The sequence below is a fragment of the Pseudomonas sp. P5_152 genome, from assembly GCF_033989915.1.
Taxonomy (GTDB): Bacteria; Pseudomonadota; Gammaproteobacteria; order Pseudomonadales; family Pseudomonadaceae; genus Aquipseudomonas.
Genome location: NZ_JASFAH010000002.1, coordinates 4,743,701 through 4,763,984, shown reverse-complemented (window position 1 = coordinate 4,763,984; position 20,284 = coordinate 4,743,701). Strand labels below are relative to the sequence as shown.

Annotated in this window: 21 protein-coding genes; 1 reads left to right on the top strand and 20 read right to left on the bottom strand. The window is 61.4% G+C overall.

The window, feature by feature from the left end; all coding sequences use genetic code 11:
• Nucleotides 1–4: 4 nt before the first annotated feature.
• The 10 genes from motD to flhA form a co-directional block, all read right to left on the bottom strand.
• On the bottom strand, nucleotides 5–898 hold the full coding sequence (gene motD, locus QMK50_RS21590; RefSeq protein WP_159994414.1) for a flagellar motor protein MotD: 894 nt from the start codon (nucleotides 896–898) through the stop codon (nucleotides 5–7).
• A 15-nt stretch (nucleotides 899–913) separates the two neighbouring features.
• Complete coding sequence (locus tag QMK50_RS21585) at nucleotides 914–1,654, bottom strand: flagellar motor protein (protein ID WP_320333911.1); 741 nt, start codon at nucleotides 1,652–1,654, stop codon at nucleotides 914–916.
• A complete protein-coding gene (locus tag QMK50_RS21580) occupies nucleotides 1,654–2,778 on the bottom strand; it encodes a chemotaxis response regulator protein-glutamate methylesterase (RefSeq protein WP_320333910.1) in 1,125 nt (374 codons plus the stop codon). Before QMK50_RS21580 ends, QMK50_RS21585 begins: the two co-directional genes overlap by 1 nt.
• A 51-nt stretch (nucleotides 2,779–2,829) precedes the next feature.
• Nucleotides 2,830–5,040, bottom strand: a complete 2,211-nt coding sequence (locus QMK50_RS21575; protein WP_320333909.1) for a chemotaxis protein CheA — start codon at nucleotides 5,038–5,040, stop codon at nucleotides 2,830–2,832.
• A gap of 14 nt (nucleotides 5,041–5,054) precedes the next feature.
• Nucleotides 5,055–5,843 carry a protein phosphatase CheZ gene (locus tag QMK50_RS21570; protein WP_095169968.1) on the bottom strand — a complete coding sequence of 263 codons (789 nt, stop codon included), beginning with the start codon at nucleotides 5,841–5,843 and terminating at the stop codon, nucleotides 5,055–5,057.
• A 22-nt stretch (nucleotides 5,844–5,865) separates the two neighbouring features.
• Entirely contained in the window at nucleotides 5,866–6,237 is a 372-nt protein-coding gene (locus QMK50_RS21565; RefSeq protein WP_162530195.1) for a chemotaxis response regulator CheY, read from the bottom strand.
• Between the two features lie 165 nt (nucleotides 6,238–6,402).
• Nucleotides 6,403–7,143, bottom strand: coding sequence for an RNA polymerase sigma factor FliA (gene fliA, locus QMK50_RS21560; RefSeq protein ID WP_018925059.1), 741 nt, complete (start codon nucleotides 7,141–7,143; stop codon nucleotides 6,403–6,405).
• Nucleotides 7,140–7,970, bottom strand: a complete 831-nt coding sequence (fleN, locus tag QMK50_RS21555) for a flagellar synthesis regulator FleN (RefSeq protein WP_027621027.1) — start codon at nucleotides 7,968–7,970, stop codon at nucleotides 7,140–7,142. Before fleN ends, fliA begins: the two co-directional genes overlap by 4 nt.
• Before the next feature lie 114 nt (nucleotides 7,971–8,084).
• Nucleotides 8,085–9,410, bottom strand: coding sequence for a flagellar biosynthesis protein FlhF (flhF, locus tag QMK50_RS21550; RefSeq protein WP_095169969.1), 1,326 nt, complete (start codon nucleotides 9,408–9,410; stop codon nucleotides 8,085–8,087).
• An 11-nt stretch (nucleotides 9,411–9,421) separates the two neighbouring features.
• Nucleotides 9,422–11,551 (bottom strand): flagellar biosynthesis protein FlhA, encoded by a 2,130-nt coding sequence (flhA, locus tag QMK50_RS21545; RefSeq protein WP_095169970.1) that lies wholly within the window; start codon nucleotides 11,549–11,551, stop codon nucleotides 9,422–9,424.
• 360 nt (nucleotides 11,552–11,911) lie between these two features.
• On the opposite strand from flhA, the gene QMK50_RS21540 reads away from it, so the two are divergent.
• Entirely contained in the window at nucleotides 11,912–13,006 is a 1,095-nt protein-coding gene (locus QMK50_RS21540; protein WP_320333908.1) for an RHS repeat-associated core domain-containing protein, read from the top strand.
• A gap of 34 nt (nucleotides 13,007–13,040) precedes the next feature.
• Here the strand turns inward: QMK50_RS21540 and flhB are convergent, their stop codons facing one another.
• From flhB to QMK50_RS21490, 10 genes are all read right to left on the bottom strand, one after another.
• Nucleotides 13,041–14,180, bottom strand: a complete 1,140-nt coding sequence (gene flhB / locus QMK50_RS21535; RefSeq protein WP_320333907.1) for a flagellar biosynthesis protein FlhB — start codon at nucleotides 14,178–14,180, stop codon at nucleotides 13,041–13,043.
• 3 nt (nucleotides 14,181–14,183) lie between these two features.
• Entirely contained in the window at nucleotides 14,184–14,966 is a 783-nt protein-coding gene (fliR, locus tag QMK50_RS21530; RefSeq protein WP_095169974.1) for a flagellar biosynthetic protein FliR, read from the bottom strand.
• Nucleotides 14,967–14,969: 3 nt separating this feature from the next.
• On the bottom strand, nucleotides 14,970–15,239 hold the full coding sequence (fliQ, locus tag QMK50_RS21525) for a flagellar biosynthesis protein FliQ (protein ID WP_027621022.1): 270 nt from the start codon (nucleotides 15,237–15,239) through the stop codon (nucleotides 14,970–14,972).
• A 24-nt stretch (nucleotides 15,240–15,263) separates the two neighbouring features.
• Entirely contained in the window at nucleotides 15,264–16,013 is a 750-nt protein-coding gene (gene fliP / locus QMK50_RS21520) for a flagellar type III secretion system pore protein FliP (protein WP_159994396.1), read from the bottom strand.
• The gene (fliO, locus tag QMK50_RS21515) at nucleotides 16,013–16,399 is read right to left on the bottom strand and encodes a flagellar biosynthetic protein FliO (protein WP_095170025.1); all 387 of its coding nucleotides are present in this window, start codon (nucleotides 16,397–16,399) and stop codon (nucleotides 16,013–16,015) included. Before fliO ends, fliP begins: the two co-directional genes overlap by 1 nt.
• Nucleotides 16,400–16,444: 45 nt before the next feature.
• Entirely contained in the window at nucleotides 16,445–16,903 is a 459-nt protein-coding gene (gene fliN / locus QMK50_RS21510) for a flagellar motor switch protein FliN (protein WP_095169976.1), read from the bottom strand.
• A 54-nt stretch (nucleotides 16,904–16,957) separates the two neighbouring features.
• Nucleotides 16,958–17,926, bottom strand: coding sequence for a flagellar motor switch protein FliM (fliM, locus tag QMK50_RS21505; protein WP_095169977.1), 969 nt, complete (start codon nucleotides 17,924–17,926; stop codon nucleotides 16,958–16,960).
• A gap of 9 nt (nucleotides 17,927–17,935) precedes the next feature.
• Nucleotides 17,936–18,436 (bottom strand): flagellar basal body-associated protein FliL, encoded by a 501-nt coding sequence (fliL, locus tag QMK50_RS21500; RefSeq protein WP_095169978.1) that lies wholly within the window; start codon nucleotides 18,434–18,436, stop codon nucleotides 17,936–17,938.
• Between the two features lie 104 nt (nucleotides 18,437–18,540).
• Nucleotides 18,541–19,806, bottom strand: coding sequence for a flagellar hook-length control protein FliK (locus QMK50_RS21495; RefSeq protein ID WP_320333906.1), 1,266 nt, complete (start codon nucleotides 19,804–19,806; stop codon nucleotides 18,541–18,543).
• Nucleotides 19,807–19,886: 80 nt separating this feature from the next.
• Complete coding sequence (locus QMK50_RS21490) at nucleotides 19,887–20,255, bottom strand: Hpt domain-containing protein (protein ID WP_159994392.1); 369 nt, start codon at nucleotides 20,253–20,255, stop codon at nucleotides 19,887–19,889.
• Nucleotides 20,256–20,284 lie beyond the last annotated feature (29 nt).

The following is a 20,284-nucleotide window of genomic DNA, read 5'->3' as shown; positions in this document are numbered from 1 at the left end:
TAGCTCAACGTGGCAAGCCGGGTGACGGAGAATTGACGGCACTCTGCGGTCCCGGCGACTTGACCTGGGTCGGTGCAGTTTGTGTGCCAGCCCGCTTCAATGCCGCATCCGGTTGTGCATGGGCGGTACCCGTACCGGTCAGGCTGCGTCGCACATCGAGGTTACGCGAGATCACCAGCACCACCCGCCGGTTGCGCGCCCGTCCCTCGGCGGTGGCGTTATTGGCCACTGGCTGGAACTCGCCATACCCCACCGACGCCAGGCGCTGCGGGTTGACGCCCTGCATCGCGAGCATGCGCACGATACTCGCCGAGCGGGCCGAGGACAGCTCCCAGTTGGTCGGGTACTGCGCGGTGCGGATCGGCAGATCGTCGGTAAAACCTTCGACGTGAATCGGGTTATCGAACGGCTTGAGGATGGCCGCGACCTTATCGATGATGTTGAACGCGATGTCGCTGGGCATGGCATCGCCGCTGCCAAACAACAGGCTGGAGTTGAGCTCGATCTCGACCCACAACTCGTTGCCGCGGATCGTCATCTGGTTGGCACTGAGCAGGTCACCGAAAGCCGCGCTGATGTCATCGGCGATGCGCTTGAGCGGGTCGTCAGCGGCCTGGGCAATGCCCGCGTCGAGCTGCTCGCTGTCCTTGACCAGCGGCTTGGCCGGGGTCACGGTCTGTGGCCGTTCATCGCCGATGGGAATCGGCTTGAGCGCCCGATCGGAGTCGGTGAACACGCCGATCAGCGCCTCGGAGATCACCTTGTACTTGCCTTCGTTGATCGAGGAAATCGAATACATCACCACAAAAAAGGCGAACAGCAAGGTAATGAAGTCGGCGTAGGACACCAGCCAGCGTTCATGGTTGACGGGTTCTTCAGTGTAGCGCCGACGTGCCATGCTCCATGCCCCCCATCAGTCCATGAAGCCCTGAAGCTTGAGTTCGATGGAACGAGGGTTTTCACCTTCGGCGATCGACAGGATGCCTTCGAGCAACATTTCCCGGTACCGCGACTGACGCAAGGCAATAGCCTTGAGTTTGCTGGCGATGGGCAGCAGCACCAGGTTGGCACTGGCCACCCCGTAGATCGTCGCGACGAAGGCCACGGCAATGCCGCTGCCCAGTTGCGACGGATCGGCCAGGTTGCCCATGACGTGAATCAGGCCCATCACCGCGCCGATGATGCCGATGGTCGGGGCGTAGCCGCCCATGCTTTCAAAGACCTTGGCGGCTTCGATGTCGCGGCTTTCCTGAGTGTAGAAATCCACTTCGAGGATGCTGCGGATCGCTTCCGGCTCGGCGCCATCGACCAGCAATTGCAGGCCCTTGCGCGAATAGTTGTCGGGCTCCGCATCCGCCACGCCTTCGAGGCCCAGCAGGCCTTCCTTGCGCGCGGTCAGGCTCCAGTTGACCACCCGATCAATCCCGCCAGCCAGGTCGACCCGTGGCGGAAACAGAATCCATACCAGAATCTGCATGGCACGTTTGAAGGCACTCATCGGCGACTGCAGCAACGCCGCACCGACGGTTCCGCCGAGCACGATCAGGGCGGCCGGGCCGTTGGCCAGGGCGCCCAGGTGGCCGCCTTCCAGGTAGTTGCCGCCGATAATGGCGACAAACGCCATGATGATCCCGATAAGACTCAGCACATCCATCAGAGGCACGCCTCGGCCAGGTGTTTGCCGATCTCGTCGAGGTCGTAGATGGCATCGGCCAGGTTGGCTTTGACGATGGCCATCGGCATGCCGTAGATCACGCAGCTGGCTTCATCCTGGGCCCAGATGGCACTGCCGCTCTGCTTGAGCAGGCGCGCACCTTCCCGACCATCGGCGCCCATGCCGGTGAGTACCACCGCCAGAACTTTGTCGCCGTAGGACTTGGCCGCCGAACCGAAAGTGATATCCACGCACGGCTTGTAGTTCAAACGTTCGTCGCCCGGGAGGATTTTCACCGCGCCACGGCCGTCGATCATCATCTGTTTGCCACCCGGCGCCAGCAAGGCCAGGCCCGGACGCAGGATGTCGCCGTCCTCGGCTTCCTTGACTCTGATCCGGCACAGCTTGTCCAGGCGCTCGGCGAATGCCTTGGTAAAGGCCGCCGGCATGTGCTGGACCAGCACGATGGGTGCCGGGAAGTTGGCCGGCAATTGGGTCAGCACGCGCTGCAGGGCGACCGGGCCGCCCGTGGAGGTACCGATGGCGACCAGCTTGTAGGCCTTGCGCTTGGGTGCCGGCGAGGACGGCGCAGCACGGGTTGGCACAGGTGCCACCGCCGGACGTGGTGCCGGGCTGCTGCCGGTAAAATTGCTGACCGGTGCAGCGGCTGGGGTCGGGGTCGGCGCCGCTGCCGGCGCCGGTGCCCGATAGGCACTAAAACGCCGGTTACTGCGCGAAATGCTGTGGACCTTCTCGCACAGCAGTTGCTTGACCTTCTCCGGGTTGCGCGAGATGTCTTCGAAATTCTTCGGCAGGAAGTCCACCGCACCGGCGTCCAGCGCGTCGAGGGTGACCCGCGCGCCTTCATGAGTCAGCGAGGAGAACATCAACACCGGGGTCGGGCAGCGCTGCATGATATGCCGCACCGCCGTGATGCCATCCATCATCGGCATCTCGTAGTCCATGGTGATCACGTCGGGCTTGAGGGCCAGCGCCTGATCAATCGCCTCCTTGCCATTGGTCGCGGTCCCGACCACCTGGATATTCGGGTCCGCCGAAAGGATTTCCGAGACGCGGCGGCGGAAAAAACCGGAATCATCCACCACCAGGACTTTGACTGCCATAAACACTCCATATAGGCGCAACAGGGCGCCAGGCGCCCCGCTCCACCAGAATCAAATACGCCGCGTGGCGTAACGCTTGAGCATGCTCGGGACATCGAGAATCAACGCGATGCGACCGTCACCGGTAATGGTGGCGCCCGACATGCCCGGCGTTCCCTGGAGCATTTTGCCCAATGGCTTGATGACCACTTCTTCCTGGCCAACCAGTTGATCGACGACAAAGCCGATCCGCTGGGTGCCCACCGAAAGGATCACCACATGGCCCTCGCGCTGCTCTTCATGAGCGGCGGAGGCGACCAGCCAGCGCTTGAGATAAAACAGCGGCAAGGCCTTGTCCCGCACGATCACCACTTCCTGGCCGTCGACCACATTGGTGCGCGACAGGTCGAGGTGGAAGATCTCGTTGACGTTGACCAGTGGGAACGCAAAGGCCTGGTTGCCCAGCATCACCATCAGGGTCGGCATGATCGCCAGGGTCAACGGCACCTTGATCACGATCTTCGAACCCTGGCCCTTGGTCGAGTAGATGTTGATCGAGCCATTGAGCTGGGAAATCTTGGTTTTCACCACGTCCATGCCCACGCCACGCCCGGACACATCGGAGATCTCGGTCTTGGTCGAGAAACCCGGAGCGAAGATCAGGTTGTAGCATTCGGTGTCGCTCAGGCGCTCGGCTGCATCCTTGTCCATCACCCCGCGTTTCACCGCGATGGCGCGCAGGACGTTGGGGTCCATGCCTTTGCCGTCATCGGAAATCGACAGCAGGATGTGATCACCCTCCTGTTCGGCCGCCAGCACCACTTTGCCGCCCCGGGACTTGCCCGCGTCTTCGCGCTCCTGCGGCGATTCGATGCCGTGGTCGACCGCGTTGCGCACCAAGTGCACCAGCGGGTCGGCCAGGGCCTCGACGAGGTTCTTGTCCAGATCGGTTTCTTCGCCGACCAGCTCCAGGTTGATCTCTTTCTTGAGCTGGCGGGCCAGGTCGCGAACCAGGCGCGGGAAGCGCCCGAAGACCTTCTTGATCGGCTGCATGCGGGTCTTCATGACCGCGGTCTGCAGGTCCGCGGTGACCACGTCGAGGTTCGACACGGCCTTGGACATGGCCTCGTCACCGCTGTTGAGCCCCAGGCGTACCAGGCGGTTACGCACCAGTACCAGCTCGCCCACCATGTTCATGATTTCGTCCAGGCGCGCGGTGTCTACCCGTACGGTGGTCTCGGCTTCACTGGCCGGTTTTTCCGCTGGTGGCGCCGACTGGGCACGGGCCGGGGCCGGGACCGGTTTGGCGACAGCCGGCTTGGCGACCGGGGCCACGGCTTTGGCCGCGACTGGCGCGGCGCTGGCCGCAGCGGTCTCGGCATTGCCGGCGACGTGGCTGAACTTGCCCTTGCCGTGCAGCTCGTCGAGCAGCGATTCGAACTCGTGATCGGAGATCAGGTCGCCGCCAACCGCCGCCGCTTCGGCAACGATGGCGGCCGGTACCGAGGCAATCGCCGACTCGAGCGCTTCAACGGCAAAGTTGCCCTTGCCGTGCAACTGGTCGAGCAAGGCTTCGAATTCGTCGTCGGTTATGTCGCTGCTTTCAGCCGCGACCACCGCAGCAACCGGCTCGACCGGGGCCGCCAGGTTGTCCACGGCGAACTGGCCTTTGCCGTGCAACTGATCGAGCAACGACTCGAACTCGGCATCGCTGATTTCATCACTGCCGTTCGCCGCCGCTGGCGCCTGGATCACAGGTGCCTCGGCTTGCGCCTTGACCGCATTCAGCGAGTCGAGCAGCAGTTCAAATTCGTTATCGGTGATATCGCCGCTGTCGCTGGCGACAACCGGCGCCGCGGGTGCTGGCGCAAGCGCTGCCACCTCGTCGGCCGATTGCGGTTCCGCCAGGCGCGCCAGGGCCGCCAGCAGCTCGGCCGTGGCAGCAGTGACCGGTGCGCGCTCGCGCACTTCGGTGAACATGCCGTTGACCGCATCCAACGCTTCGAGCACCACGTCCATCAGCTCCGAGTCGACGCGCCGCTCACCCTTGCGCAGGATGTCGAAGACGTTCTCGGCGATGTGGCAGCACTCCACCAGTTCGTTGAGCTGGAGGAAGCCGGCGCCCCCTTTTACAGTGTGAAAACCGCGAAAAATTGCATTGAGCAGGTCCGCATCATCCGGTCGGCTTTCCAGCTCGACCAGTTGTTCGGACAGTTGCTCCAGAATCTCGCCGGCCTCAACCAGAAAATCCTGAAGGATCTCTTCATCGGCGCCGAAGCTCATGTGTAGGGGTGCTCCTAGAATCCAAGGCTGGAAAGCAAATCGTCGACATCGTCCTGACCGGACATCACGTCATCACGTTTATCGGCATGAATCTGCGGACCTTCACCCTGCGCCAGATGTTTTTGCGGATTTTTTTCCGCGAGGATCGCTGCACGGTCATGTTCGATGCCGGCAAAGCGGTCGACCTGGCTGGCCATCAGCACCAGTTTCAGCAGATTGCTTTCCACTTCCGTGACCAGTTGCGTCACGCGCTTGATCACCTGGCCGGTCAGGTCCTGGTAATCCTGGGCCAGCAGAATGTCGTTGAGGTTGCCCGCCACGACCTGGCTGTGGCTGGCGCTGCGGCTCAGGAAACCATCGACGCGCCGGGCCAGCTCACGGAACTCTTCAGCCCCGACTTCACGGCGCATGAAACGCCCCCAGTCTGCGCTCAACGCCTGGGCATCGGTCCCCAGGGCATTGACCAGCGGCGTGCTGTTCTCCACCAGGTCCATGGTGCGATTGGCCGCCGCCTCGGTCAGCTTGACCACATACCCCAGGCGCTCGGTGGCGTCGGTGATCTGCGAGACTTCCTCGGCTTGCGGCATGTTCGGGTCAATCTGGAAATTGACGATCGCGCTATGCAGCTCACGGGTGAGCTTGCCCACTTCCTGGTACAGGCCACGGTCACGGGTCTGGTTGAGCTCATGGATCAGTTGCACGGCCTCGCCGAACTTGCCCTTTTCCAGGCTGTCGACCAATTCGACCGCGTGTTTTTTCAGGGTCGATTCAAAATCGCCCTGTGAAATCTCTCGTTGTTCCATAGCTCCCCCGTGGCGCCAGACATCAACCGATGCGTTCGAAGATCTTCTCGATCTTTTCTTTCAACGCCTGGGCGGTGAACGGCTTGACCACATAGCCGTTGACGCCGGCCTGGGCCGCTTCGATGATCTGCTCGCGCTTGGCTTCAGCGGTCACCATCAACACTGGCAAGTGCTTGAGCTTTTCGTTGGCGCGCACGTGGCGCAGCAGATCGATACCGGTCATGCCCGGCATGTTCCAGTCCGTGACCAGAAAATCGATGCTGCCACTGTTGAGCATTGGGATGGCTGTAGTGCCGTCGTCTGCCTCGACCGTGTTGGTGAACCCGAGGTCACGCAACAGGTTTTTGATGATCCGCCGCATCGTTGAGAAGTCATCAACGATGAGGATTTTCATGTTCTTGTCCAATTCGACCTCCAAGCAGTCTTAAACGCGCCCAGCACCTGGGCACGCCATTCAATCAACAGGCAGAGCACTCAACGACGGTTTGGAGCACAACGGATGATGACCGCGCCAGCGCGAGGCTGTAGCGGTGTCGTTCGCAGTGTCCCCACACTGCTGTCAGCGCGCTCGCCACTCTCCCAAACGCCCCCGCAAACGGGCTGCGCACTGGCTGTGTAACTGGCTGACCCGCGATTCGCTGACCCCCAGGACCTCACCGATTTCCTTGAGGTTCAGCTCCTCGTCGTAGTACAGCGCCAAGACCAGTCGCTCACGCTCCGGCAAATTGGCAATCGCGTCCGCCAGCGCAGCCTGGAAGCGTTCATCCTCCAGGTCACGCGACGGCTCGAGATGAGCACTCGCGCCATCCTCATGCAGCCCTTCATGCTCGCCGTCCTGCAACAGGTCGTCGAAACTGAACAGGCGACTGCCCAAGGTGTCATTCAAAATCCCGTAATAATCGTCGAGACTCAATTGGAGTTCGGCCGCAACCTCGTGATCTTTAGCGTCACGTCCGGTTTTAGCTTCAATTGAGCGAATCGCGTCGCTGACCATGCGGGTATTGCGGTGCACCGAGCGTGGCGCCCAGTCACCTTTACGGACCTCGTCGAGCATTGCCCCGCGGATGCGGATCCCGGCGTAGGTTTCGAAACTCGCGCCTTTGCTGGCGTCGTACTTGGTCGAGACTTCCAGCAGGCCGATCATCCCGGCCTGGATCAGGTCTTCGACCTGGACACTGGCCGGCAGACGCGCCAGCAAGTGATAGGCAATGCGTTTTACCAGTGGCGCGTAACGCTCGATCAGCTCGTACTGCGCGTCACGCGCCGATTGCTTGTACAGGTTGTAACCGCTGGCTGTCATAGCACCGGACCCGCAGTCTGTTGCACCAGGCGCTCCACAAAAAACTCCAGATGCCCACGCGGATTGGCGGGCAATGGCCAGGTATCGACTTTCTGCGCAATGGCGCGGAAGGCCAGGGCGCACTTGGAACGAGGAAAGGCTTCGTACACCGCGCGCTGCTTCTGCACTGCCTTGCGTACGCTTTCGTCGTAGGGCACCGCACCGACGTATTGTAGGGCGACATCCAGGAAGCGGTCCGTGACCTTGGTCAACTTGGCGAACAGGTTGCGCCCTTCCTGCGGGCTTTGCGCCATGTTGGCCAGCACGCGGAAGCGGTTCATGCCGTAGTCACGGTTGAGCAGCTTGATCAGGGCGTAGGCGTCGGTGATCGAAGTCGGCTCGTCGCAGACCACCAGCAGCACTTCCTGCGCGGCGCGGACAAAACTGACCACCGACTCGCCGATCCCGGCCGCGGTGTCGATCACCAGCACATCGAGGTTGTCGCCGATATCGCTGAACGCCTGGATCAGGCCCGCGTGCTGGGCCGGGCTCAAGTGCACCATGCTCTGGGTACCGGAGGCGGCCGGCACGATACGAATCCCGCCGGGCCCCTGCAGCAGCACGTCGCGCAATTCGCAGCGGCCCTCGATCACGTCGGCCAGGGTGCGCTTGGGCGTCAGCCCCAGCAACACATCGACGTTCGCCAGCCCCAGGTCGGCGTCCAGCAACATAACGCGCCGGCCGAGCTCTGCCAGAGCCAGGGACAAGTTCACTGAAACGTTAGTCTTACCGACGCCACCCTTGCCGCCGGTCACCGCGATCACCTGTACGGGATGCATGCTGCCCATGTGCTTTCTATACCTTGTCTTGCTTAGACGCGGGCTACATGACTGGCTGCGCGTTCCCTGGGGAACAATGCACGGCAGGCCATCGATGTAGATACAAATCTAGTCATTAATACCTCAGCCGACCCGTTTGGTCGGGCTGTGGTAGAGATCAGCGAACATATCAGCCATGGCTTCTTCGCTGGGTTCTTCCTGCATTTGTACACTCACGGCGCGACTGACCAACTGATGGCGGCGCGGCAGATGCAGGTCATCCGGGATACGCGGTCCATCGGTTAGATAGGCCACCGGTAATTCGTGACTGATCGCCAGGCTCAAGACCTCGCCCAGACTTGCCGTTTCATCCAGTTTAGTCAGGATGCAGCCGGCCAGCCCGCAACGTTTATAACTGTGATAGGCGGCCGTCAGCACCTGCTTCTGGCTGGTGGTGGCCAGGACCAGATAATTCTTCGATTTGATCCCGCGTCCCGCCAGGCTTTCCAGCTGCATGCGCAAGGCCGGGTCGCTGGCCTGCAGGCCAGCGGTGTCGATCAGCACCACACGCTTGCGCAGCAGTGGGTCCAGGGCCTGGGCCAGGGACTGACCCGGATCCAGGTGTGTCACCGACACGTTGAGGATCCGCCCCAGGGTCTTGAGTTGCTCCTGGGCGCCGATGCGGTAGCTGTCCATGCTCACCAGGGCGATGTTCTGCGCGCCGTACTTGAGCACATAACGTGCCGCCAGCTTGGCCAGGGTGGTGGTCTTGCCCATGCCGGCCGGGCCGACCATGGCAATCACTCCGCCCTCTTCCAGGGGTTCGATCTCGGGGGTGACGATCATCCGCGCCAGGTGCGCCAACAGCATGCGCCAGGCCTGGCGGGGTTCTTCAATACTGGTGGTCAGCTCCAGCAGGTCGCGGGACAACGGACCGGACAAGCCGATGCGTTGCAGCCGGCGCCAGAGGTTGGCCTGCTGCGGATGGCGGCCCTGCAGCTGGTTCCAGGCCAGGGAGCCGAGTTGCACTTCGAGCAGCTCGCGCAAGCCATTGAGCTCCGAGCGCATCGAATCATAGGCACGCGGGTCGATGGCGGCCGCCGGTGCTGGTGCCGGGGCAGGACGCGGCGGCTCGGACAGGGTCGGTTCGATCAAGGGTTCGGCGGCAGTCAGTGGCAGGCCGGCAAACAGCTGGCGACTGGCGTGTTCGCCCGCCTCGCCTTCGCCACGCAAGCTCAGTTCGGCCTGGGCGGTGACAATGCGCGACTGGGTCTTGCGCAGCTCGTCCTCGAGCTCAATGTTCGGCACCCGCGGCGCCAGGGCCGACAGCTTGTAATCCAGGGCCGCCATCAGCTCGACACCGCCGGCGATGCGGCGGTTGCCGATGATCGCGGCATCGGCGCCCAGCTCATCACGAACCAGCTTCATGGCCTGACGCATATCGGCGGCGAAAAAACGCTTAACTTGCATAAACCACTACCTCAGCCGTTGGGCCCTACTGTCGCAACGATGGTCACTTGCTTGTTGTCAGGAATTTCCTGATAGGCCAACACATGCAACCCCGGGACTGCCAGGCGGCCGAACCGCGAGAGCATCGCGCGGACCGGACTTGCGACCAGCAGAATCACCGGGTGACCTTGCATTTCCTGACGCTGGGCCGCGTCGATCAACGAACGCTGCAGCTTCTCGGCCATGCTTGGCTCAAGCAAGACACCCTCATCGGCGCCCTGCCCGGCCTTTTGAATACTATTGAGCAATATTTGTTCCAACCTTGGCTCCAAGGTGATCACAGGCAGCTCGGACTCAGTGCCTACAATGCTTTGCACGATAGCTCGGGACAAGCCGACGCGCACGGCCGCGACCAAAGCGGCAGTATCTTGACTCTTGGCGGCATTGTTGGCGATCGCCTCGGCGATGCTGCGGATGTCGCGTACCGGCACCTGTTCGGCCAGCAGCGCCTGCAGCACCTTGAGCAATTGCGACAGCGACAGCACACCTGGCACCAGCTCCTCAGCCAGTTTTGGCGAGCTTTTGGCCAGCAATTGCATGAGTTGCTGGACTTCCTCGTGACCGATCAGCTCACTGGAGTGCTTGTACAGAATCTGGTTCAGGTGCGTTGCCACCACCGTACTGGCATCGACCACGGTGTAACCCAGCGATTGCGCCTGGGAACGCTGGCTGACTTCGATCCACACCGCCTCCAGGCCAAAGGCCGGATCTTTGGCGGTAATCCCGTTGAGGGTACCGAACACCTGCCCCGGGTTGATCGCCAGCTCGCGGTCCGGATAAATCTCCGCCTCGGCCAGGATCACCCCCATCAGCGTCAGGCGATAGGCGCTGGGCGCCAGGTCGAGGTTGTCGCGGATGTGCACGGTGGGCATCAGGAAGCCCAGGTCCTGGGACAACTTCTTGCGCACGCCCTTGATCCGCGCCAGCAACTGCCCACCCTGGTTGCGATCCACCAGGGGAATCAGGCGGTAGCCGACTTCCAGGCCAATCATGTCGATCGGCGTCACGTCGTCCCAGCCCAGCTCCTTGGTTTCCATGGCCCGCGCCGGCGAAGGCAGCAGCTCCTGCTGGCGCTGGACCTCTTCCAGGGCCTTGACCTTGAGGGTGTTCTGCTTCTTCCAGAACAGGTAGGCGCCGCCCGCGGCGAGGGCCGCCATGCTGAGGAAGGCGAAGTGTGGCATGCCCGGGACAATACCCATCACCGCCATCAGGCCGGCCGAAACGGCCAGGGCCTTGGGCGAGGCGAACATCTGCCGATTGATCTGCTTGCCCATGTCTTCGGAGCCCGAGGCACGGGTCACCATGATCGCCGCAGCGGTGGACAACAGCAGTGATGGCAATTGCGCCACCAAACCGTCACCGATGGTCAACAAGGCGTATACCCGGCCGGCATCGCCGAAGGTCATGCCGTGCTGGAAAATCCCCACCGCCATGCCGCCGATCAGGTTGATAAACAAGATCAACAGGCCAGCGATGGCGTCGCCGCGCACAAACTTGCTGGCACCGTCCATCGAGCCGTAGAACTCGGCTTCCTGGGCGACTTCGGTACGACGGGTCTTGGCCTGGCCCTGGTCGATCAGGCCGGCGTTAAGGTCGGCGTCGATCGCCATCTGCTTACCGGGCATCGCATCGAGGGTGAAACGTGCGCTGACCTCGGAAATCCGCCCGGCGCCCTTGGTCACCACCACGAAGTTGATGATCATCAGGATCGCAAACACCACGATACCAACCACGTAGTTACCGCCGATCACCACCTCGCCAAAGGCCTGGATCACCTTGCCGGCGGCGGCGTGCCCGTCCTGGCCGTGGAGCATCACCACCCGCGTCGACGCCACGTTGAGCGCCAGGCGCAGCAGCGTCGCCACCAGCAGGATGGTCGGGAACACCGCAAAATCCAGCGGCCGCAACGCGTACACACAGACCAGCAGCACCACGATCGACAGGGCAATGTTGAAGGTAAAGAACACGTCGAGCAGGAACGGCGGGATCGGCAACATCATCATTGCCAACATGACCAGCAGCAACAGCGGCACGCCCAGATTGCCTCGACTGAGGTCTGCCATGTTGCTGCGGGCATTGTTGATAAATTGAGAGCGATCCACCGGTATTCCCCGTTCCTTTGAAGCAAACTTTTGACGCCAGAAGCGGGCGCAGGGCGGCTACTGCAAGAAGCCTTCCAACTTTTGCCGAGGCTGGGAACAGAGGGTGCAGCGGTTGGCTGTGTGGCGCGAGGAGATCCCTGTGGGAGCGGGCTTGCCCGCGATGACGTCGGCACAGCAACCATTGATGTTGGCCAACCCACCGCTTTCGCGGGCAAGCCCGCTCCCACAGGGTTTGCGGTGCTTAGACTCGTACCTGACCGAGCCGTACAGGCTGCCGAACCTAGCAGTTCTGCTAGTACCTGCCTGCGACAAAACCGCCGATACTCAAGCGCTCAATCCGAATTAGCTGGAGCGCCTGCCATGGGGACTCAACAACTTGTAATACTTTGCAGCTATGGGTACGACCCACTGGATCGTCTGATCAGTCAGCTTCAACCGGACGCATCCGCTCACCAGCGTTTTTACTGCAAAAGCCGCTTGGCCACCGAAATACAGGGGGCGATTGGATTCAGTGTCTTTCAGAATAACGACCTCCTGCTGGCGCAACACAAGAACCAGGGCGGCGCCGTTGAAAGCACATTGCTGGCGACTGACCAGCAGCGCTCGGTGCTGCACACCTTCACAGCCGATCAACAGCAACACCCCATCGCCTACTCGCCTTACGGCCATCGCCAGGCCGAAAGTGGATTGACGAGTCTTCTGGGCTTTAACGGCGAACGTCCGGACCCGGTGACTGGGCATTATTTATTGGGGAATGGGTATCGGGCGTTTAACCCTGTGTTGATGAGGTTTAATAGCCCGGATAGTTGGAGTCCATTTGGAAAAGGGGGATTGAATGCTTATGCCTATTGTATGGGCGATCCAATTAACTTCCATGACCCTAGTGGACACATCCGCGTACAGCCTACTCCTCGCCCTGCAGGGCGCAGACCACTTGGACCCACCTTCAAGAGCGGACCCGAAAAAGTATTCACTCAATTCACCGAAGAATCATTTGTAGAAACGTTAACAACCAACAACCGCAAGCTGAACGGAGAATGGACAGAATTAACCTCGATGAAAGTCGGCGCTAAAAATCACGAAGAAATAAATTTCGTGAGCTATGAAGGAAAAATCATAAGCAAACAAGAAAGAAAGCTCGGACAAAATACCCCTTGGGCATACACAAAACACAATGCCAGCCTCCAAGAACTAAGCTACGCCCAAGTAGCACCCGAACAACTAAAGCAACTCCCTCGAAAACTTTACAACTCGATAGACATCGACGTCGATAAAATTAATATGTATAACGCCGCTTCGAAAATGATCCCCGAACTAATGGAACGCCATAAAATGTCGCTCAGCTCTGCCGGTATGATAAGCCACAAAATTGTAGGATTCGAAGCAGTAGCAGGGGAAATCAGAGGCGTTCATCCAGACAAAGCCAGCCAATTAATCAGAGAGCGTCACTATTAATTGATTAAGCCCCCCTCCTATCACCACACCAAAATCAAGAATCCCGCCGCAACTCCGGCGGAATCGGCACATCATCCTTGAACGGCTCCGGACGTTTGCCTTTGCCCGCGCGGAACTGGCGGATCTGGTAGACGTAGGCCAGCACCTGGGCCACTGCCAGGTACAACCCGCCAGGAATCTCCTGGTCCATCTCGGTGGAGTAGTAGATCGAACGCGCCAGGGCCGGCGATTCGAGCAGCAATACATTGTTGCTGACCGCAATTTCGCGGATTTTCAAGGCCAGGAAGTCGCTGCCCTTGGCGACGAGCATTGGCGCGCCGCCTTTGTCCGGATCGTACTTGAGCGCCACCGCATAGTGGGTCGGGTTGGTGATGACCACGTCGGCGTCGGGAATGGCCGCCATCATCCGTCGCTGGGACATGTCGTGCTGCAACTGGCGGATGCGTTGCTTGACCTCGGGGCGGCCTTCCTGGTCCTTGTGCTCGTCGCGGATTTCCTGCTTGGTCATCAGCAACTTCTTGTGGCTCTGGTACAACTGCACCGGCACGTCGACGGCGGCAATCAGGATTAGCCCGCAAGCCATCCACAGTGTGCTCCAGCCCACCAACTGCACGCTGTGGATAATCGCCTGCTCCAGCGGTTCATGGGCGATGCGCAGCAGGTCGTCGATGTCTGACTTCAACACCGTCAACGCGACGAACAGGATCAACAGGAACTTGGCCAGCGCCTTGAGCAGCTCGATCACCGCGGTCGAGGAGAACATGCGCTTGAGGCCATTGGCCGGGTTCATCCGGCTGAATTTGGGTGCCAGGCTACTGCCGGCAAACAACCAACCACCCAGGGAAATCGGGCCGATCAGCGCGGCCAGGAGCAAGGTGATCAACACCGGTTGCACGGCGATGATCGCAATCTTGCCCGAGTGCAACAGGTACTGGCCCATGGCACCGGGGCTGAGCAGTACCTCGCGGGGCAAGCTGAAATTCAGCCGCATGATGTCCAGCAGATCCAGGGCCAGGCCACCGCCATAGACCAGCAAGCCGCCGGCCCCGGCGAGCATCACCGCCAGGGTGTTGAGCTCCTTGGAGCGGGCGATTTCACCCTTCTCGCGGGCGTCCTTTTTCTTTTTGTCCGTGGGCTCTTCGGTCTTGTCCTGGCCACTCTCGCTTTCGGCCATGGCTTAGCGCGCCTGAGCCATATCGCGCAGCAACTGCAAAGCCTCGGTGGCCAGCGGTTGATACTGATTGAGAATGTCACCCAGGCTGATCCAGAAGATCACCAGGCCCAGCACCAGGGTCAGCGGAAAGCCGATGGAGAAAATGTTCAGTTGCGGCGCCGCGCGAGTCATGATGCCGAAGGCAATGTTGACCACCAGCAGTGCGGTGATCGCCGGCAGCACCAGCAGCATGGCCGCACCCAGCACCCAGCCGAGCTTGTTGGCGATATCCCAGAAGTGATTGACCAACATGGCGCTGCCCACCGGCAAGGTGGTGAAGCTCTCGGTGAGCACTTCGAACACCACCAGGTGGCCGTTCATCCCGAGAAACAACAGGGTCACCAGCATGGTCAGGAACTGCCCGATCACCGCCGCCGACACGCCATTGGTGGGGTCGACCATGGAGGCGAAACCCATGCCCATCTGGATCGAAACAATCTGCCCGGCAATCACAAAGGCCTGGAAAAACAGCTGCAGGGAGAAACCCAACAACCCGCCAATCAGGATCTGCTCGGCAATCAGCAGCAGGCCGCTCAAGTCCAGCGCGTTGACCGTGGGCATCGGCGGCAGGCTGGGGGTGATCACCACGGTGATCGCCAGGGCGAAGTACAGGCGAATGCGCTTGGACACCAGGGTGGTGCCGATGATCGGCATGGTCATCAGCAGTGCCGTCACCCGGAACAGCGGCAGCATGAAGCTGGCCACCCAGGTACTGATCTGCGCGTCGGTCAGCGCCAGCAGCGACATGGCCTAGCCGATCAACTGCGGAATACTGCCGTACAGGCGCAGGATGTATTCCATGAAGGTCTGCACCAGCCACGGGCCGGCAACGATCAGCGTGACCAGCATCACCAAAAGGCGCGGCAGGAAGCTGAGGGTCTGTTCGTTGATCTGGGTCGCCGCCTGGAACATCGCCACCAACAGGCCGACCAACAGGCTCGGCACCACCAGCACCGCGACCATCACGGTGGTCAGCCAGAGCGCTTCACGGAACAGGTCTACCGCTACTTCAGGCGTCATATCGGGCCACTCGCTCGCACCAGGCTAAACACCGCCGAAACTGCCGGCCAGGGTGCCGATGATCAGCGCCCAGCCGTCCACCAGCACAAACAGCATGATCTTGAACGGCAGCGAAATGATCAGCGGCGAGAGCATCATCATGCCCATCGCCATCAGCACACTCGCCACCACCAGGTCGATGATCAGGAACGGGATGAAGATCATGAAACCAATCTGGAACGCGGTCTTGAGCTCCGAGGTGACGAAGGCCGGCACCAGGATGGTCAAAGGGGCCTGATCCGGCGACGCGATGTCAGTGCGCTTGGACAGGCGCATGAACAGCTCCAGGTCACTGCTGCGAGTCTGGGCCAGCATGAAGTCCTTGATCGGCACCTGGGCCTTGGCCACCGCATCCTGGGCGGTCATTTTTTCCGCGAGATACGGCTGCAAGGCGTCCTGGTTCACCCGGTCGAACACCGGCGCCATGATGAACAGGGTCAGGAACAGCGCCATGCCGGTGAGGATCTGGTTCGACGGCGTCTGCTGCAGGCCCAGGGCTTGGCGCAGAATCGAGAAGACAATGATGATCCGGGTGAAGCTGGTCATCAGCATGACGAACGCCGGGATGAAACTCAGCGCGGTCATGATCAGCAGGATCTGCAGGCTGACCGAATATTCCTGGGCGCCGTCGGCGTTGGTGCCCAAGGTGATCGCCGGGATCGACAGCGGGTCGGCGGCCAGCGCCAGAGGCGCCGCCAGCAGCAGGAGCAGCGTCAGGAGGAAACGCAACGGCATTACTTCTTATCCTTGTCTTTACCCAGCAACTCCATCAGGCGCTGGGCAAACTCGGGGGTAGCCTGCTCGGTGCCGGGCACCTGCACCGGCTCTTTGAGGACATGCAGCGCGCTGATGGTGCCCGGCGTCAGGCCCAGCAGAATCTGCTCGTTGCCGACCTGCACCAGGACCAGCCGGTCCCGCGGGCCGAGGGCACGCGAGCCGATCAACTCGATCACCTGGCCTTTGCCCGCAGGCCCTGCCTGCTGCACCCGGCGCAACAGCCAGGCGAGGAAAAAGATCAGGCCCAGCACCAGCAGCAGGCCCAGCACCAGTTGCGTCAACTGCCCGGCCACCCCGCTACCGACCGCCGGCGCAGCGACTGCTGCCACCGGCTCGGCTGCCATCACGCTGCCAGGCAAGGCCAGCAACCCACCGAGGAACCTGTTCACTTAGCGCAGCTTCTTGATGCGTTCGCTTGGGCTGATCACGTCCGTCAGGCGGATGCCAAACTTCTCGTTGACCACCACCACTTCGCCATGGGCGATCAACGTGCCGTTGACCAGCACGTCGAGGGGCTCACCCGCCAGGCGATCGAGCTCGATCACCGACCCCTGGTTGAGCTGCAACAGGTTACGGATGTTGATGTCGGTACTGCCGACTTCCATCGAGATCGACACCGGGATGTCGAGGATCACGTCCAGGTTCGGACCGTCCAGTGTCACCGGGCCGTTGTTTTTCGGCACACTGCCGAACTCTTCCATCGGCAGACGGTTGGACGGCGAGCTGGCCGCATCGGCCGCCAGCAGGGCATCGATATCGTCCTGTCCGACATCACCGGATTCTTCCAGCGCGGCGGCCCATTCATCAGCCAGGGCCTGGTCGTCCTGGGCATTCATATCGTTAACCATCATTTGTCCTCGGCGGGCAGCAAGCATTTAAAAACGGGGGGAGAGCAACGCCGCTCAGCGGCGCTCGATGGGTTCGATCACTTGCAACGCCAGGTTACCCTTGTGGGACCCCATCTTGACCTTGAAAGCCGGCACGCCGTTGGCGCGCATGATCATGTCTTCAGGCATGTCCACCGGGATCACGTCGCCCGGCTGCATGTGCAGGATGTCGCGCAGGCGAAGTTGGCGGCGGGCGACGGTGGCACTCAAGGGCACATCGACGTCCATCACGTCCTGGCGCAGGGCGTTGACCCAACGCTCGTCCTGGTCGTCGAGGTCGGACTGGAAACCGGCGTCGAGCATTTCCCGCACCGGCTCGATCATCGAGTACGGCATGGTCACGTGCAGATCGCCGCCGCCACCGTCGAGTTCGATGTGGAAAGTGGACACCACCACCGCCTCACTGGGGCCAACGATGTTGGCCATGGCCGGGTTCACTTCCGAGTTGATGTACTCGAAATTGACTTCCATGATCGCCTGCCAGGCTTCCTTCAAGTCAGTGAAGGCCTGCTCCAGCACCATGCGCACCACGCGCAATTCGGTAGGGGTGAATTCACGCCCTTCGATCTTGGCGTGACGTCCGTCGCCGCCGAAGAAGTTATCCACCAGCTTGAACACCAGCTTGGCGTCGAGAATGAACAGGGCGGTGCCGCGCAGGGGTTTGATCTTGACCAGATTGAGGCTGGTAGGCACGTACAGCGAATGCACGTACTCGCCGAACTTCATCACCTGCACCCCGCCCACGGCCACATCGGCCGAACGCCTAAGCATGTTGAACATGCTGATGCGGGTATAGCGGGCGAAACGCTCGTTGATCATTTCCAGGGTCGGCATGCGCCCCCGGACAATCCGGTCCTGACTGGTCAGGTCATAGCTTTTGACGCTGCCCGGTTCGGCAGCGGTGTCGGTCTGTACCAGACCATCGTCGACGCCATGCAGCAGCGCATCGATCTCATCCTGGGACAGCAGGTCCTGCACGGCCATGTCGTGTTCCTACTGCAGTACGAAATTAGTAAAGAGCAACTGCTCGACTACAACTTTGCCGACTTCTTTCTGCGCTACTTCCTGCACGCTGGCAGTGGCTTTCTGGCGCAGCATTTCCTGGCCGACCGGGGTGGCCAGGTTGTCGAAAGTCTGCCCGGAGAACAGCATCACCAGGTTGTTGCGGATCACCGGCATGTGCACTTTCAAAGCGTCCAGATCGGCCTGGTTGCGGGCCTGCAGGGTAATGCTCACCTGCATGTAGCGCTGGCGGCCGTTCTGGTTGTAATTGGCGATAAAGGCCGGGGCCATGGCTTCGTAGATGGCCGCAGGCTTGGCATTGCCAGCCGCATCGGCCGCAGGCTCAGGCTTGCTCTGGGCACTGTGCATGAAGTACCAGGTCGCCCCCACGGACAAGCCGATCGCCAGCAACAAGGCCGCGGCAATCACCAGGATCAGCTTGAGTTTGCCTTTGCCGGCGGGATCTTTTACTGCTGCGTCGCTCTTCGCCATGCCAATAATCCGTCACTATTCGGGTTTTCACAGTCGCACGGCAAGGCAAGAGCAAGTGTTATGCCAGAAGTGTCGGGGGTCGCTGACTTCACTGAGGGAGCAAGTCAGGCGTAATAGTCGACCACGCTGGAACCCATCACGCGGACGGCGCTGGCGCTCACTTCGGCGAGGCTGGCCGGCGATTCATCGACCATCGGTTCCAATCGGCTGCCAGTGGCCGAGGTGCGGGCGCCCTGCCCCTGCTGCGCCTGTTCCTGGGAGCCACGGGACTGGTCGGAGACGTTGACGTCGACCTGACCCATACCCTGCTGCGCGAACATCTCGCGCAGGCGGTGCATCTGCCCGTCCAGCGCTTCGCGCACACCAACGTGGGCGCTCATGAAGGTGACCTGGGTTTGCTGGTCGGGAATCATGTTGACGCGGATATCCAGGCGTCCCAGCTCAGCCGGCTGCAACTGAATGTCCGCCGCCTTGAGGTTGGCGCTCGACAGGTACATGACCCGGTTGACCACCTCTTCGGTCCAGCCACTCTGGTGCATGGCGATCGGCTGATTGACCGGCAGCGCATTGGCGGTTTTTGCCGTGGCAGCCTGGGTCAGCGCGGCCAGGCGGTCGGCAAAACCTTCAACGCGGGTGTCGCTGCTGGCAGCCTTGAGGTCCTTGAGGCCTTCGTCGATCAAGCCACTGAAGGCCTTCTCGCCGCCCTCACTGGTACCGTCCTGCTCCGCTTGCAGACCGAGCATGCTGGCCATGCCCGCGGCGAAGGTCTGCGTCGCGTTCGGTTCGCCGTCGACCTGGGCGGCCGCTGGCGGAGTCTTGGCTTGAGCCTGACTGGAGGCGGACAGATGGCCACTTTGCTCCATCGCCAGGCGCACCGCCGGCAAGCCATCCAGTGGATCGGCCTCAGGATCGAACGCCGGATCGCTGATCGCCTGCGTGGTGGCCAGCAGCGCCGCCTCAATGGCCGGATCCACGCTGGCTGGCGTCTCGACCACGGTAACCGGGGCCGGCAGGGTCGCTGCCTGAGCCTGCGCTGGATCTACCGTGGCGTCTTCAGCCACTGCGCCAGGCTCGGTGTCGGTTACCTCTTCAGGCGCCACTTTTTCGGCGGGCAAGGTTTTGCCGCTAGCGGCAACCGCTGGCGCCTGGGTGGCAGGTTTGTCCGCACGGACCGGGTGGTCCGGGGTTTTGTCACGCAACGGCTTGGCCGCCATATCGGCCGCTGCCAAGGACTTGCCTGCACCCTGGCCAGCAAACACCCGGGCGAAGCCGGACGCCTTGTCCACAGGCGCCGCCGGGGCATTGGCCGACGCGGACTGAGTCTTGGCCTGCGCGCCAGCCTGAAGCAGGATGTTGGGGGAAAGGGGCATAGCGGTCTCCGCTGCACTGGAATCGTCGATACAGTTGAGCAAGAGACTGCAAGGGTCGAGCCAGATTGCCCGAGAGAAGGCTAACAGCTGCGATTGGAAGATTCAGACGCCAGCGAGCGCTGCCGTTCGGCTTCGTACAAGGGGCGCACCAAGGCAAATTCGCCATCGATTTCACCCACCAGCTTGGCCAGGCCCTTGGGGGCTTTTTCCTTGGCGCGCTGTTCCAGCTCGTGGCACAGCCTGGCCAGGCGAAACGCCCCCATGTTGCTGCTGCTGCCCTTGAAACTATGGGCCGCGCTGATCAGCTGCGCCGCATCGTGCGCCTCGCGCAGGATTTGCAGACGCTCTTCGGAATCCGCCAGGAAGGTGTCCAGCAACACCGGGTAATCCCCTTCCATGACTTCCTGCAACGCACTGAGTACGTCGCGATCCAGATGTGTATCGGTCACTTGTTCGCTCCTTGATCAAGAATGCACGG